This is a genomic window from Metabacillus sp. KH_069 (assembly GCF_057838075.1).
The window spans coordinates 3,695,481-3,710,506 of record NZ_CM174460.1; the positions used below are offsets into that span (position 1 = coordinate 3,695,481).

Here is a 15,026-nt window from a genome sequence, read left to right on the forward strand (position 1 = left end):
AATCAATTTAGGGTCTTATGACCGTGAAATTTAATCATAAGGAGGATCAAAAATGACGTTATTACATGCGGCTATCATCTCACCATTTCTTCTAGCCATTCTGATACCTTTCCTTTATAAATATTTCAGAAGCATACATACTGGTTGGTTTGTACTCGTTTTGCCGATTGTATTGTTCATTTATTTTTTAGGATTTATCGGCGAAACCGTTCAATCCACTGTAAATTGGATTCCATCGCTGGGCATTAACTTTACAGCCTATGTGGACGGGCTTGGTCTGCTGTTTGCTTTGCTGATTACAGGTATCGGATCACTCGTCGTATTGTATTCCATTTATTATCTCTCAAAAGAAAAAGAAAAATTAAATCACTTTTATGTTTATCTGCTGATGTTTATGGGAGCTATGCTTGGCGTTGTGCTTTCGGATAATGTCATTGTTCTCTACACGTTCTGGGAATTTACCAGTCTTTCATCTTTCTTATTGATCGGCTACTGGTACCACAGAGAAAAATCAAGATACGGTGCATTAAAGTCGATGATGATTACAGTGTTTGGCGGACTTTCAATGCTCGGGGGTTTTGTCCTGCTCTATTTGATGACAGGAACTTTCAGCATTCGCGAAATGATCGAGTCTGTTCCAGGCATTATGAACGACCAGCTGTTTATACCGGCTCTTGTGCTTGTTCTGCTTGGGGCATTTACTAAATCTGCGCAATTTCCATTTTACATCTGGCTGCCGGATGCCATGGAGGCACCGACGCCTGTCAGCGCGTATCTTCACTCTGCGACAATGGTTAAAGCGGGGATTTATCTTGTTGCAAGGTTCAGCCCTGTATTTGCCATGACGGCTGAATGGTTTTGGCTTGTCAGCATCTTCGGAATCATTACGCTGTTCTGGGGATCATTAAATGCCGTGAAGCAGACTGATTTAAAAGCGATTCTCGCTTTCTCAACGGTGAGTCAGCTTGGGTTAATCATGTCATTGCTCGGAGTTGGGGCAGCCGCTCTTCATTACGATTCACTTGATGATAATTTTTATACCATTGCAACTGTTGCAGCTATTTTCCATTTAATCAATCATGCAACATTTAAAGGCAGTCTTTTCATGGTAGCCGGAATCGTTGACCACGAAACCGGCACACGCGATATCCGCAAGCTCGGCGGTTTGATGAGCTTTATGCCGATTACGTTCACAATCGCTGTTATTGGCGCTTTCTCTATGGCCGGCCTGCCGCCTTTCAACGGATTTTTAAGTAAAGAAATGTTTTTTACCGGTATGATCAACGTAACAAAAATGGATATTTTCAGCATGGAAACATGGGGCTTATTATTCCCTGTTCTCGCCTGGATCGCCAGTATTTTTACGTTCTTATACAGTATGGTCCTTGTATTTAAAACTTTTACAGGCCCTGTTCAATTGGAGAAGCTTGAAAAGCAGCCGCATGAAGCACCGCTTGGCATGCTGATTTCTCCTATTATTCTAGGTTCACTTGTTGTGATTTTCGGATTTTTCCCGAATCTGCTGTCTTACACATTAATTGAGCCTGCCGTAGAATCGATTATGCCTTCGCTTCTTTCTGAAGGCGAAAAATTTGAAGTCCATATCACATTCTGGCATGGCTTCACACCTGAATTAATGATGACAATCGGGGTTATCGCACTTGGTGTAATCGGATATCTGACTCTTGGAAAATGGAGAAAGATGTACGATTTGTTCCCGAAAAAACTTGCACTCAATAAATTCTATGATGCTTCTTTAAGCGGCATGGAGCGCTATTCAAGCACATTTACTCGCTTTTATATGACAGGATTTATTAGAGATTATCTTGCCTATATTTTTGTTTTCCTGATTGTAATTACAGGCGGAACAATGGTCATCAAAGGCGGATTTTCATTCAGTCTGGATGGTACCGCGGAAATTGGCATTTATGAAGCCGTTCTTGCTTTTGCCATGATTGTCGGTACGGTTACGATTTTATTTTCCAAATCCAGATTGACGGCGATTATTGCACTCGGATCAGTGGGCTACAGTTTAGCTTTATTCTTTGTCCTGTTCCGCGCACCAGACCTGGCCCTAACCCAGCTTGTGATTGAAACGGTATCGGTTGCGCTGTTTTTGCTCTGCTTCTACTTCCTGCCTTCTTTTAAGAAAAGAGAAAAGAAGCTCAGCTTCCGATTAGTCAATTTCTTTATTTCACTGGGAGTGGGACTTGTAGTCACATTAGTTGCTATTTCCGCCAACAGCAATCGCGTCGGTGAAACGATCTCGTCTTTCTTTATTGAAAACAGTTATACAGAAGCCGGCGGGAAAAATATGGTCAACGTTATCTTAGTAGATTTCCGCGGATTTGATACTTTATTTGAGATTACCGTTCTTGGCATTGCTGCACTTGGTATCTATGCAATGGTCAAGCTGCGGATGGCAAAGGGGGAGGAAGGATGAAAAAAACAAATATCAAAACAAACGACGTAATCCTGCAGACGATTACTAAAGTTGTGTTCTTCATCATCATCATTTTCTCGATTTATCTCTTTTTCGCCGGACACTACACACCTGGCGGGGGATTTGTCGGAGGATTAATGACTTCCTCTGCAATTGTGCTGCTTCTGCTCGCTTATGATGTAAAAACAGTCATCAATATTTTGCCTGTCAATTACATCAATCTGGCTGCAGCAGGACTGCTGATCGCGGTTTTAACAGGCGTCGGGTCTTTCTTTTTCGGCGTTCCGTTTTTATCCCATACATTCGGACATGTTGATCTGCCGATTCTTGGGGATACGGAGCTTGCAACAGCAGTCTTGTTCGATCTCGGGGTTTATCTTGTTGTTATCGGTGTAACCCTGACCATTATTCAGACGATTGGAGAGACAGAATAATGGAAATTTTAATGGCAATCGTTGTTGGTATTTTGTTTATGGCTGCAACTTATTTAATGCTATCTAAAAGCTTGCTTCGCATTATTATCGGTACAGGTTTGCTGAGCCATGGCGCCCATCTTTTAATCCTTACTATGGGCGGATTGAAAAAAGGCGCAGCACCGCTTCTTGGCGAAGAAGCTTCATCATATGTCGATCCTCTGCCACAGGCTTTGATTTTAACGGCAATTGTTATCAGCTTTGGTGTTACATCCTTCTTGCTTGTTTTAGCTTACAGAGCGTATCAGGAACTTGGAAGTGATGATATGGATCAGTTAAGGGGAAATGATCATAATGAATAATATCGTGATGCTGCCTCTCATTGTTCCATTATTGGCAGGTATTCTTTTAATCTTTTTCAATAAATATATAACGGTTCAAAAGTGGATGAGCGTCATTGCCTCAGTTGCTGCAGTTATCATATCTTTTCTGCTCGTTCAGGATGTCAGAGCAAATGGTATCCTCACGGTGGAAATTGGAAGCTGGGCGCCTCCATACGGAATTGTCTTCGTAGCAGATATGTTTTCCAGTCTGCTCGTGCTGACAACTTGCATCATCGGACTGACTTCTATTCTGTTTGCTTTCCGTTCAATCGGGGCTGAACGGGAGCGTTTTTACTTTTATCCTGCCGTTCAGTTCCTGCTTGTCGGCGTAACAGGCGCTTTTTTAACAGGCGATATTTTTAACCTGTTTGTCTTCTTTGAAGTGATGCTTATGAGCTCGTATGTACTGATTGTTCTTGGCGGAACAAAGCCGCAGCTGCGGGAATCTATTAAATATATTATCGTGAACATTTTATCTTCTGCTTTATTCGTCATCACCGTTGCCTACTTATATGCAGTGACAGGAACCTTGAACATGGCAGATTTAAGTCAGAAGATCAGTGAAAGCGGCCAAACAGGCATTTTGACTGTTATCGCGATTTTATTTTTGGTCGTTTTCGGCATGAAAGGCGCTATCTTTCCGCTTTACTTCTGGATGCCGGGATCTTATCAGGCGCCGCCGGCTGTTGTAACAGCTTTATTCGGAGCTCTATTGACAAAGGTTGGCGTGTACTCTATTACACGGGTGTATACGCTCATCTTCATTCATGATACGGGCTATACACATCAGATTTTAGCATGGCTCTCTGTTCTGACCATTCTGTTTGGAGTGATTGGAGCCGTTGCCTATTGGGATGTAGAGAAGATTGTGATCTATAATATTATCGTCGCAGTCGGCGTCATTTTATTTGGAGTTGCCGTCTTTAATTCACCTGGCATTGAAGGAGCTATTTACTATTTAATTCATGACATGATCATAAAAGGTGCATTGTTTATGCTTGCCGGTGCCATGATTGTGATAACTGGAACAAGCGACTTGAGGAAAATGGGAGGATTGCTGAAGAATCATCCTCTGCTTGCATGGATGTTCTTTATCGCCGCCATTGCTCTTGCTGGAATTCCTCCTTTAAGCGGTTTTGTCGGGAAGCTTAAGATTATTCAGGGCGGATTTGAAGCCGGGGAATATGTTTTTGCTTTGTTTGTACTGCTGTCAAGCTTGCTTGTTCTATACTCCATCATGAAAATTTTCATCAATGGTTTCTGGGGTGAAGTCAAGCTTGAGAAAGAACAGGAGAAAGGCTCAACAAAAGGTCTTCTCTTTCCAATTGCTGTCCTGATTGCTCTGTCGATTGCTTTTGGGGTTGGAACGGAAGCAGCTGCACCGTATATCACTCAAGCTGCTGAAACGCTGCTTGATCCATCAATCTATATTCAAGCCGTGCTGAAGGAGTAGATGATATGGCCTTTCAAATATTACTTAATTTCTCTATTGCATTTACATGGATGTTTCTAAAGGGAGAATACTCCGTCCAGGACTTTTTTAACGGCTACTTTTTCGGATTGCTGATGATCTTTGCACTTCGCCGTTTTTTCAATCACCGGTTCTATTTATGGAATGTTTTTGCCGTTTTAAAACTCCTTTATATCTTTAATCGCGAGCTGATTATGTCTAATTTAGCCGTTTTAAAGGTCGTGCTTGCGCCTAAAATTACAACTCGTCCCGGAATCTTCAAGCTTGAAACAGAGCTGAAAAAAGATTGGGAAATTACGATTCTTGCAAACCTGATCACCCTAACACCCGGGACACTTGTTGTCGAAATATCTGACGATAACCGCTACTTGTATATTCATGCGATGGACTTAGCTGACGCTGAAGAAGCCAGAAAAGATATTAAAAACACGTTTGAAAAAGCAATTCAGGAGGTGAGCCGCTAATGTTTGATTTAGTATTAAGAATCTCCCTTCTACTCATCGCCATTTCAACGGTTTTATACTTGTACAGGCTGATCAAAGGCCCTTCGATTCCTGACCGTGTCATTGCACTTGATGCCATCGGAATTAACCTGATCGGTATTACGGCCATCATTTCAGTTATGCTGCGCACCAATGCTTTTCTTGAAGTCATTCTGCTGCTTGGAATCCTGACATTCATTGGAACAGTTGCCTTTGCAAAGTTCCTTGAGAAGGGAGAGATAATTGAAAATGATCGTAATCGCTAATATCATTATCGGGTATTTCATCCTGCAGGGTGCTTTGCTGAGCCTTATAGCAGCATATGGGGTTGTCCGTCTTCCTGATGCCTATACGCGCAATCATGCCGCATCCAAGAGCGCAACGCTTGGCGTCATCAGCATCCTGCTTGGTGTATTCTTCTATTTCTGGCTGATTGAAGGCCATTTTAATGCACGCATTATACTGGGTATTGTGTTTGTCTTTATGACAGCACCGGTTGCCGGGCACCTCATTATGAGAGCTGCATACAACACGAAAGTGCCACTATGGGAAAAAAGTGTTCAGGATGAATTAAAATCAGATCGAAAAAAAGAAGGTGTAAAAGGATGAGAACTGTCTCATCCTTTTTTTAAAGGAGCAGAAGCAAAATGAGCTATGCAAGTAAGATGAGAGACGTTTTTTCACAGCACGCAGATCAGGAAAAAGCGATTGTCATGGAGAAGTATATGCGCGGTCAATTTCGCTTTTTCGGCATAAAATCACCTGACAGAAAAGAAATAACCAAGCAATTTCTTAAACAGCACGGGCGGCCTGATTACTTGAGTGACACTGTTTTGGAGATTTGGACGTTTGAAGAGAGAGAACTTTTATATGCGGCAATTGACCTTCTTCTGCTTGAAAAAAAGAAAATTGGGCCATCAGATATAGAATGGATAAAGCACCTGATTATAACAACCTCCTGGTGGGATACGGTCGATCTGATTGCCTCAAACGTGATCGGCCAGCTCGTAATGAAGCACCCCGAATTGCGGGGAACGTATATTGACCAGTGGGCTGATTCGGACAATCTCTGGCTGCAAAGAACGGCTATCCTGCATCAACTAAAATATAAGCAAAAAACAGACGAAGCATGGCTCTATCCCGTCATCATAAAGCACTCAACATCAAATGAGTTTTTCATTCAAAAGGCTATCGGCTGGGCATTGCGGGAATACTCAAAAACAAACCCGGAATCTGTCCGGGCGTTTATTGAAAGCACAGAGTTGTCTTCGTTAAGCAGGCGCGAGGGAAGCAAGTATGTGTAATGATCTAATTTTTTCAAAATCGGTAATTTGGGGAATGTTGATTCCAAAAAACAGGTCTTCCCATTCAGATTTGGAATCATAGCCTACTTTTGATCCCACCAAACAGCTCATTTCCTTTGGATTTGGAATCGTAGAGTGATGATGTTGATTATCCTCATAATAGAATCATAAATCCACAAGTTTAAAAATAGCAACTAAAAAAAGGTGTTTAATTGCTTAGCAATTATGCACCCTTTTTCTTCTAATTACACGCTGTGCTCTTTCATGTATTCCTCTTTTAAAACAGAGCAAACAGCTGCATCACAGAATACCCCTTTTTCATAGGCAGCCTGTCTTAAGACTCCTTCATATATAAATCCTGCTTTTTCGAGGCACCGTTTTGAAGCCGTATTGTCCGGATCATAAAAAGCTTCAATGCGATTTAGATTCATTTGGGTAAAACCAAACTTCAAAATAGGTGATAAAACCTCTGTCATCACGCCTTTTCTAAAGTGGGACGGATTCACTTCAAAACCTATTTCCGCTTTAAAATGTTCTTTTTCCCAGTTGTGATAGCCGCAGCTGCCTATGATTTTATTTGTTTGTCTATCTGCGATTCCCCATCTGAACCCCTCATTATGATAAAACCTTTCAGCCCAGCGGTTAATTACCTCAACAGCCTGACCTACTTCAGTAAAGCTTTCAAGATCATAATATCGTGTGACTTCATCATCTGAAAAATAAGCAAACACCTCGCCTGCATCACTTTCTTCCATTTTTCTTAAAACAAAACGCTCTGTATAAAGAACTGGAAAACTTGTTTTCATCTGTTATTTTCCCCTTTTATTCAAATAAAACATGCCCGATGTTATCAGGGCATGTCAGGAATTATTTTTTCTGCAAAATCGCCATCGTGCATCTGGAAATGCAGATCAGGCTTTCTCTTTCATCAACAATCTTAATCTCCCAAACCATTGTTGTTTTGCCGCGGTGCATCGGGATGGCGTGTGCAGTGACGGTGCCGTCCTGCTTTCCTCTTATGTGATTTGCGTTAATCTCCAGACCAACGCACATTTCCGTTTCCTGGTTGATTAAATGAAAGGCCCCTATACTTGCAACTGTTTCTGCAAGCGCTACTGATGCTCCTCCATGCAGAATCCCAAAAGGCTGTCTCGTGCGGTCATCTACCGGCATTGTAGCGACGACTCCATCATTTGTAACGCTTTTTATCTCAATTCCAAGTGAGTTCAGAAGCGTATTTTCAACATTATATTCCATTATAGTTCCTCCTCTATTGCGGGCTTAGTTTCATCAGCAGCATCTGATCATCATCTTTGCGCGGACTTCCTCTGCCATCACGATTGTTGGTTACCGTATATAAACGATCATCTTCAATTATTACATCGCGCATCCTGCCCCAGCCTTCGAGATAAGTCTGCACCTCTCCTGTATGAACTTCGAATCGCTTCACTGCATTTCCCGATAAAGTCGCCACATACAGGATTCCTTCCTTATAGGCAATGCCGGAAGGGGCCCATGTCTCTTCTCCGGTGTGATAGAGCGGCGCCTCCATGCCTTCCTGCTGCTCGTCCCCTTCAATGACAGGCCATCCATAATTTTTCCCAGGCTGAATCCAGTTAATTTCATCATGCGCAGACTGGCCATGCTCTGTACTGAACAGCGAGCCTTTCTCGTCCCATGCAAGCCCTTGAGGATTACGGTGACCATAAGAGTATACAAACGAACCAGGGAAAGGATTGTCACTCGGCACAGATCCGTCAAGTTCAAGCCTTAGAATTTTTCCTGCAAGAGAATTTTTATCCTGTGCAAGGTCAGGACGCAAAGAATCTCCCGCTGTTGCATAAAGCTTGCCGTCAGGCCCTATTTTGAGGCGCCCGCCATTATGGAACTGTGCACCCGGAATATCTTCTAAAACAGCCCTTACTTCCTCCCATTGGTCTGCATTTTCCTTTAGGATGACAATTCGGTTTTTCACTTCGTTTCCATCTTTATATGTATGGTAGGCGAACGCTTGCCTGCTCTCTTCAAAATCAGGGGCAAGCTGAAATCCAAGAAATCCGCCCTCACCTTCAAGATGCAGCTTCTTTTTCAATTTCAGTTTTTGAATCACTTTTTTGTCTGATTCCTGGTCCCATTTTACAACTTGACCTGTACGTTCACTCAGATAAAAAACGTCATTATTCTTTGCAATGGACCATGGAACGTCCAAGTTCTTTAGAATACTTTCGGAATTCTGCCGCTCAGACTGGCCGCTCACTTCCCTGTCTTCCTGACTTTCATTCTGAGCAGACTGACATCCGGCTATGACCAAACTGCTGAAAAGTAGAACCCATAACCTCTTCAGGTAAATCACCTCTTATTCCCATTTTCTTTAAGTTTAACGAAAAATAAGAAATGATTCACGGATTTATACTTCCGTGATTTATTTTCGAAGGGCGTATACAGCAAAGAAAAAGTAAACCATCATCAACATAAGCACGGGCAATACCGCCATCACGTCCATCATAACCTCCTGTTAAGAAAGCGCTTTCTAACGCTTGAATCTGTATTTAGATTCCATCTTATCGCAGGTTTGTGATGGGGATATTGAGAGAAAGTATAAATTTTGTAAACTTATGCTTACTGATACGTAAACAAAACCGTCAGTTCTGCAATGATTTCTATATTCTTTACAAAGACAGGGGTCTGTCCTGACGATTGTGCACCTAAACTTAATTCTTTAGACAAAGGGAAAAATCCTCTAGGTTCTTCGGTTATTTTTACAGGCTTGCGCACCAGATTCAGCTGATAAGAACGGGCAATCGCTTCTGCCTTATCCAGAGCTTGTTTTGCAGCAAGATTTAAAGCTTCATTGATCCACCTCTCTTGATTAGAAAGAGAAAATTGTAATGAATCTGCCCGGTTGGCTCCATTAGAAAAGGCTGTATCATAGATCAATCCAATGTCATCTAAATTTTGGGTGGTGATAGAAATCGTATTAGTGACTTCATACCCTTTTAAGACTGGATCTGAACCCGCACTATAGTCGTATTGGGGAAAAACGGTGTAAGAAATGGTCTCAATTTGATCTTCTGAAATGCCAATTGACTGCGAGGCTTGAATAAGCTGATTGACGCGCCTTTTATTTTCCTGCTGAGCTGCAGCAACATCCTTGTCTATTGTCACTACCGCAAGCTGCAAAACGGCAGTATCCGGTTTTGCTTCCACTCTTCCTGTTCCGCGGACAGAAATCAAATTTTGGGATTTTGTTTCTCTCGCGCGGGTTCTGTAGGCCGGATCAAAAGGCTGCCCATACATTGGATACATACACAACACTCCTCTCAGAATCTAACACTCTTTTCAAACTATATGCCTGAGCGATAAAAAAAAGTGCGCAAGAATGATTCTTGCACACTAATCGATAATTCCTTCTGATTTAGAAATCAGCACAGCTTCTGTTCTTGAGCCGACATTTAATTTATTAAAGATGGAAGTTAAACTATATTCAATTGACCGCTTGCTTAAATGAAGTTTATCGGCAATCTCCTGATTTGTTAAACCTCTTTCAACCTCTTGAAGAATGGCTTTCTCCCGATCATTCAAGGCCTCTGTATCATTTGAAGAGGAGCTGGTTTTCATTTTTTGCTGAAGAATAAGAGACTTTAAATAGGAATACGGCACAACGATGTCTCCCGAGAGAGCATGCCGGATGGAAGAAAGAATCTTTTCCTTTGTCTCTGTTTTGCTGATCGCCCCGTGAATCCCAATGCGAATAGCCTCTTCATAATAATCCTCAACATCATAGCCTGTATACAGGATAATCTTGCAATCCTCAGAATGCTTAATGATTTCAGTGGAAAGCTCCATTCCATTTATATCTCCGAGATTCATATCCATCAGGACAGCATCGTATTCGTGAAAGCTGATGTGCTTAATAACATCAATTGAATATGGGGGATTTAAGCAGGACACCCTCACATCAGGCTCTGTTTCCAATATCGCTTTTGTTCCCTCACGTACTGCTGGATGATCATCCACAACTAAAATATGTATCATGTAATCAACCTCTCTGGACCGAGCATATACTCTCTATTTTATAAAAAAGACCTGGCAAATGCCAAGTCTGAACTATTCTTTCAAAGTTCAACAACCACTTTAAATCCATTTCCCTTTGAAGTCTCAATATGAAGGGAGCCATTTAAAGCTTTTACCCTTTCTGTTATGCCAGAAAGACCCATGCTTTGATGATTGGAATACAGTTCGCTTTGATCAAAACCGATGCCGTCATCTTCATAATGAAGAACAATTTTATCCTTAATGCACACAAGCATAACCAGAACATGAAGTGCATGGGAATGCTTTCCGGCATTAGTTAAGAGCTCCTGAACGATCCGGTATAAATTCAGCTGTGTATCGATATCAATCGCTTTAGTAAAGTTGCCTGTATTTAATCTCACATCAAAAGCTGCAGACTCATTATACTGAGCGGCAAGCTTCTGCAAAGCTTTTACCAGCCCAAGATCATATAACAGCTGCGGGCGAAGCTCCTGGCACGTCTCCCGCGTAGTCTTGATGATATTGGTCATCGAGCTGTTCATGTCCTGCAGCTGATCCCTGAAAACAGTCGGAGCCATTTCAAGCTCAGCCAGGGCAAGCTCGCTTTGCCGCTTTAAAGAAATTAAATCCTGCAAAACAGAATCATGCAAATCCTTAGCCAGATTAGAACGCTGCTTTTCCTCTATCGAAAATAAAACTTTTGTCAGCCAGGCCGGATTGCTCCCTTCACTCTTAATCTTCTGCAGATGATTCATCAGCTCTTCTATCTTTAGGAAGTTCTCAAGAGATATATTCGTATAGAAAGACAGGGTTTTCAGCCAGGAAATTTCATCACGATTTAATTTTGGCGTATTAAGCATAGACAAACAAACCATGACATAGCTTCGGTCATCTGTCTCGCCCACATTAATCACAAAACCCCGATCCACTTCGACAATTTTACCTATCTCATGGGAAGCCTTCGTAATCTCTTTTTCATATGACAGATAATCTGTACCCTTCATATGAATCTCGACTGAGATGATGTTCCCGTTCTTATCAACTTCCACATAATTCGCCCTGCTGACAAGCAATACATCTGTAATCACCTGTTTCAGTTCATTTATTACATGATCAAGCTTGCTTGCCTTACGGATGCTTTGCGTATATTTAAAAACACTGTCCTGGTAATTGTACTTTTCTGAAAAACGCTTGAAGCGGAAGCGGAAGTCGAGAATTTCCTTAAAGTAAAATACGATAACAAACAGGATATATATCATAATTGACAATCTAATAGGATAAAATGTGGGACTGCTTTCTTTATTAATTAAGACAACACCAACACCCACAAAAGTTGGAATAACAGCAAGAAGTGCATAATATTTCACGCGACCCAGTATGAATTCTATGTCGTAAATCTTGGTAGCAAGAAACTGATACACTAGTGAAAAAGGTATAAGCAATAAGAATGCTGCTAAGAAAGTTGGTGGGAATATCTGTTTATTGAATACAATAAAAGGGATTGTGTAAAGAAGCAAAAAAGGTGAGAAAGCAATAATATTAGTTATAATAAGGACTTTGACCAAATATTTTTGATCAGAATATTTAACTTTTTGGAGTCCATATATTTTTAAAACAAATGTCAAAATAAAGAGAACTAAAAAAGATGATAAGTTTATTGTTTTTACTACAGAATAAAAACTTAAAGGATAGGACTCATTAGTTAATATTCTGAGGGTTTCAGTAATTAAATTTAGTAAAACAAGAATATATCCAGTGAAAACGAATTTTTTTGAAAAGAGAACTTTACCAAGTTCTTTGAAATACTGATAGATAAAATGCATATAAAACACTGGAGTCAGCAAGAACAGGGTGAGATTAAAATATCTACTCATAACATCCCCTCTTGCTGAGCTTCCGCCGCTTAAGTAAGCCATAGCAATAGTTAACAAAAATAAATTCAAGATTAAAGCAGATGGCAAATTTAGTTTCTTATTGGTTTTGTGTATAAAATAGCTGCAAAATAGACAGAGCAAATAAATGGTTAGAGGTACGACAACAACAAACATATTTTGATAGTTGAAAATTGAATCTGAAACAACATATTCTATTTCTTTATTATTCTTTAATAATTTTAGCGTATCCACTTGTTCTAACAGACCGCTATTTACAGAAGTATAGTGACTTAAAGGATCTTCACCGTTTATTTTAGTAACAATATTTCCAGGTCTTATCCCAACATTATCTGCCCATGACTTCGGTTCAATGGCTGTTATTTCAAGCCTGCCTTTTTCATCAATCTGAACATTTGCACCCACATATGGAATCTTTATATTAATGTAGGAAAAATAAACTGCTAAAATGACACTGATTGATAAAATGATAATATAACTCTTGTTAAGATTTTTAATCATCAAATCTTCCTTCTAAAATATTAGAACCAAAACATATTCGTCGTTCTAGCTGTACTCAACAGTCCTTCTACTAATCCTAACACTTCATCCACATTTTTCACACCCAGTAAACTAGCTTCACCATTGGCTACTTTTTCGATTACTTCCGGGTTTTCCACTAAAAAGTTTACGATTTCCTGCATGACTTAATCTCTCCTTTTATTTTCAGATGAATTTATGATCAAATGAGACTTTAGAAGCTCAATTTGATGTTTGGGCAAGGGCACTTCCGCTATCAGAGTTGAAGCCTTTTGAATCGCAATTTGCTTCATGACGTTCAGGTAATGAACGACACCAGATTGTAACAATTTCGATTTAAATGATTCGATACTCCCATAGTGTTGGGTAAAGGTTTGGCTGCCGGCGATAAATTCAGTCAGCTCTTTTGCATGTTCGTTAAATCCTCTGTTTAAAAAGAGAAGCGCCAGCGATTTTTTCTGTGCTGATAGATCATTTTTATGTTCATGAAATAAATCACGGTAATCGTTTTCAATTTGTGCAGCCAGGCCTACTTGATAGGAGTACTGTTCAACGCATGTGAATTCTTCTCCGGTGGCAAGCATGGCCCCGGTGACTGAGGCTAAAGCAATCAGTGAACCGGATTTTTTTTCGATCATAGTGATGCACTCTTCTTCATTTGCGATGTCATTTTGAAGATCTGTGTGCTGACCTTCCATTGCTTGAAGAGCAAAACGCTGGAACGTGCTGATGATCTTCCATTTATGCTCGCTTGATAATTCTTGAAGCATTTGGAGACTGATTGTGTACATTGCAGTGGCGGCATTCAGTGAAAGAGATGGGTTTATTTTCATCCAAGGCTCTTCAAAGTTATCTAGGTCTTCAAGATCATCTAAAATGTCGAATGACAGCGCAAGCAGTTCTACAGCAGCTGAAAGATGAATGACTTGCTTATCTTCTCCTCCAAAAGCTGTGTAATGCAATTGTGTCAATTGACCGAACGGAAAGGTTTTTTTCGTTTCTGAGAACGACAGGATAAGCTGCAATAATTCTTTGTTCGTTATATATGAAGAAACAGCAGCTTTCAGACTGCGATTCAATTCTTCATAGTCCAAATGTAATCTAATTGCAATCACCCCTTCGAAATTATATTACAATATTCGCGACCAATATAGTAGATATAAAAAGAGGTTTTTACATAAATATAAAATTTTTAACATATTTTCGGAAAAACGGACATAAAAAAAGACTTGGCTCGAAAAGCCAAGTCGGTCTTATGACACGTTTATAAAGGAGTATTTATCATACTTATCAATGCTTTTATTAATTGATCTCAGCGACTGTTTCGTTTCCTGAATTTCTTTCTCAAGACGTTTCAATAATTGAGTAATTTCTTCAATGTTGTGCTTTTTCATCGTTTCCACACTCCTCTGTTAAAGATCAAATTATGCATGGTGAACGAAACACTTGTTTTGATCTTTCCTACTTCTAATTTTAAAGGATTCAGAAAGTAATTTCACCGAAAATAATGCGAAATAATCAATGCGTGATACCGCAACCGGCGCAATAGTCCATTGTATCTGTTTTTTCGGCTGGAATTCATGCCGTTTTCATCCTTTAATACAGAAAAAAAGCCCCATATTCAGGGACTTGTCACTTTGCAGCTATAATGGTGTTCATATAAATGGTTTGCGCTTCTTCCAATGCAATTTTCGTCAGTTCATCTCTCTTTTCAATCGGTCCGCTAAACTCTAAGGTGTAATCCAGAATTCCCTGTTCTGACAGTAAACACTCCATTTTAACCTTACATTCGCCTTTTATAACCGAAAAGACCGCAACCGTCTTATCATCCAGCACATATATGGATGGCTGCACGCGCATAGAGAGCTGAACCTCCCCCGAAAAAAGTAGTTTAACAATTATCCATATTCGACATAAGCAGCAGTATTCCTGCAACTTTTTCATTTTATCGAAATAGCACGAACAAGATCCTTTACATATATATAAGGAGCAAGTTCGCTCGGAGGTGAAATTTTTTGCGGGTGCAAAGGCAACAATGGTTTCGGCCGTTTTATTTCAACCCTTATTGTGCAGTTCATTACCCT

18 protein-coding genes are annotated in these 15,026 nt (G+C 40.4%); 8 read left to right on the plus strand and 10 right to left on the minus strand.

From position 1 onward, the window contains the following. Positions 1-52 precede the first annotated feature (52 nt). The 8 genes from AC3ISE_RS18635 to AC3ISE_RS18670 are packed head-to-tail and all read left to right on the plus strand — an operon-like array spanning position 53 to position 6,496. On the plus strand, positions 53-2,443 hold the full coding sequence (locus AC3ISE_RS18635) for a Na+/H+ antiporter subunit A (protein ID WP_489222118.1): 2,391 nt from the start codon (positions 53-55) through the stop codon (positions 2,441-2,443). Beyond that, positions 2,440-2,877: a Na(+)/H(+) antiporter subunit B gene (locus tag AC3ISE_RS18640; RefSeq protein ID WP_489222119.1), complete on the plus strand. Its 438-nt coding sequence runs from the start codon at positions 2,440-2,442 to the stop codon at positions 2,875-2,877. The genes AC3ISE_RS18635 and AC3ISE_RS18640 overlap by 4 nt, the downstream gene beginning before the upstream one ends. Continuing rightward, positions 2,877-3,218 (plus strand): Na(+)/H(+) antiporter subunit C, encoded by a 342-nt coding sequence (locus AC3ISE_RS18645; RefSeq protein ID WP_070876102.1) that lies wholly within the window; start codon positions 2,877-2,879, stop codon positions 3,216-3,218. The genes AC3ISE_RS18640 and AC3ISE_RS18645 overlap by 1 nt, the downstream gene beginning before the upstream one ends. Continuing rightward, entirely contained in the window at positions 3,211-4,692 is a 1,482-nt protein-coding gene (locus AC3ISE_RS18650) for a Na+/H+ antiporter subunit D (protein ID WP_489222120.1), read from the plus strand. The genes AC3ISE_RS18645 and AC3ISE_RS18650 overlap by 8 nt, the downstream gene beginning before the upstream one ends. 5 nt (positions 4,693-4,697) lie before the next feature. Then, a complete protein-coding gene (locus tag AC3ISE_RS18655; RefSeq protein WP_191557221.1) occupies positions 4,698-5,174 on the plus strand; it encodes a Na+/H+ antiporter subunit E in 477 nt (158 codons plus the stop codon). Further along, positions 5,174-5,458, plus strand: a complete 285-nt coding sequence (locus tag AC3ISE_RS18660; protein WP_489222121.1) for a Na(+)/H(+) antiporter subunit F1 — start codon at positions 5,174-5,176, stop codon at positions 5,456-5,458. The genes AC3ISE_RS18655 and AC3ISE_RS18660 overlap by 1 nt, the downstream gene beginning before the upstream one ends. After that, positions 5,442-5,801, plus strand: coding sequence for a monovalent cation/H(+) antiporter subunit G (gene mnhG / locus AC3ISE_RS18665; protein WP_489224381.1), 360 nt, complete (start codon positions 5,442-5,444; stop codon positions 5,799-5,801). Before AC3ISE_RS18660 ends, mnhG begins: the two co-directional genes overlap by 17 nt. A gap of 38 nt (positions 5,802-5,839) precedes the next feature. Continuing rightward, complete coding sequence (locus AC3ISE_RS18670; RefSeq protein WP_489222122.1) at positions 5,840-6,496, plus strand: DNA alkylation repair protein; 657 nt, start codon at positions 5,840-5,842, stop codon at positions 6,494-6,496. A 245-nt stretch (positions 6,497-6,741) separates the two neighbouring features. On the opposite strand, the gene AC3ISE_RS18675 is transcribed toward AC3ISE_RS18670, so the two are convergent. The 10 genes from AC3ISE_RS18675 to AC3ISE_RS18720 all read right to left on the minus strand — a co-directional run bounded on the left by AC3ISE_RS18675 (position 6,742) and on the right by AC3ISE_RS18720 (position 14,802). Beyond that, entirely contained in the window at positions 6,742-7,302 is a 561-nt protein-coding gene (locus AC3ISE_RS18675; protein ID WP_489222123.1) for a GNAT family N-acetyltransferase, read from the minus strand. 61 nt (positions 7,303-7,363) lie between these two features. After that, a complete protein-coding gene (locus AC3ISE_RS18680; protein WP_070876095.1) occupies positions 7,364-7,753 on the minus strand; it encodes a hotdog fold thioesterase in 390 nt (129 codons plus the stop codon). A gap of 13 nt (positions 7,754-7,766) precedes the next feature. Beyond that, positions 7,767-8,849 carry a PQQ-dependent sugar dehydrogenase gene (locus tag AC3ISE_RS18685; RefSeq protein WP_489222124.1) on the minus strand — a complete coding sequence of 361 codons (1,083 nt, stop codon included), beginning with the start codon at positions 8,847-8,849 and terminating at the stop codon, positions 7,767-7,769. A gap of 266 nt (positions 8,850-9,115) precedes the next feature. Next, positions 9,116-9,802, minus strand: coding sequence for an SIMPL domain-containing protein (locus tag AC3ISE_RS18690; protein ID WP_489222125.1), 687 nt, complete (start codon positions 9,800-9,802; stop codon positions 9,116-9,118). Positions 9,803-9,889: 87 nt separating this feature from the next. After that, on the minus strand, positions 9,890-10,531 hold the full coding sequence (locus AC3ISE_RS18695) for a response regulator transcription factor (protein WP_489222126.1): 642 nt from the start codon (positions 10,529-10,531) through the stop codon (positions 9,890-9,892). 80 nt (positions 10,532-10,611) lie between these two features. Then, positions 10,612-12,924, minus strand: a complete 2,313-nt coding sequence (locus AC3ISE_RS18700) for a histidine kinase (protein WP_489222127.1) — start codon at positions 12,922-12,924, stop codon at positions 10,612-10,614. Between the two features lie 20 nt (positions 12,925-12,944). Then, on the minus strand, positions 12,945-13,106 hold the full coding sequence (gene comX, locus AC3ISE_RS18705; RefSeq protein WP_489222128.1) for a competence pheromone ComX: 162 nt from the start codon (positions 13,104-13,106) through the stop codon (positions 12,945-12,947). A gap of 3 nt (positions 13,107-13,109) precedes the next feature. Beyond that, the gene (locus AC3ISE_RS18710; RefSeq protein ID WP_489222129.1) at positions 13,110-14,021 is read right to left on the minus strand and encodes a polyprenyl synthetase family protein; all 912 of its coding nucleotides are present in this window, start codon (positions 14,019-14,021) and stop codon (positions 13,110-13,112) included. Positions 14,022-14,195: 174 nt separating this feature from the next. Continuing rightward, complete coding sequence (gene degQ, locus AC3ISE_RS18715) at positions 14,196-14,336, minus strand: degradation enzyme regulation protein DegQ (RefSeq protein WP_101567816.1); 141 nt, start codon at positions 14,334-14,336, stop codon at positions 14,196-14,198. 238 nt (positions 14,337-14,574) lie between these two features. Further along, complete coding sequence (locus AC3ISE_RS18720) at positions 14,575-14,802, minus strand: hypothetical protein (RefSeq protein ID WP_489222130.1); 228 nt, start codon at positions 14,800-14,802, stop codon at positions 14,575-14,577. Between the last annotated feature and the right edge of the window lie 224 nt (positions 14,803-15,026).